Below are 385 nucleotides of genomic sequence, written 5' to 3'. Positions count from 1 at the left end.
CTAATAATGATTTTTCAACTCTTCAGGTAAAGCCTAAATACAACGGTAACATTGCAGAAGTAGACTGGAAAACTTCCACTCAGGAAAACGAACCTCTTAAAAGGTATGGCTATGTATATGATAGATTAAACAGATTGTTAGCGGGTTTTTATCAAAACGAAATTAATCCTACAGCGAAAGAATATTTTGAAAAAATAGATTATGACCTAAACGGAAACATTACAAGGCTCCAACGTTCCGCAGAGCTTATGACAGGAAATACTGCAGCGTTTAAGATTGACAATCTCAGATACGATCATACCGGAAACAGGCTTACAAAAGTTACTGAAGAAGAAATTGGAAAGAGTGATGGCTATCCTTATCTGGCAAGTCACAATACAATTGA

General features: G+C 35.8%; 1 pseudogene. It reads left to right on the top strand.

From position 1 onward, the window contains the following. Window positions 1-385, top strand: a pseudogene (locus AB671_RS22650) (hypothetical protein); the annotation flags it as partial.

Source organism: Chryseobacterium sp. BGARF1, from assembly GCF_001677955.1.
Lineage (GTDB): Bacteria > Bacteroidota > Bacteroidia > Flavobacteriales > Weeksellaceae > Chryseobacterium.
Note: the sequence above shows the minus strand (reverse complement) of the source record. Positions and strands in the feature narration are given on the sequence as shown.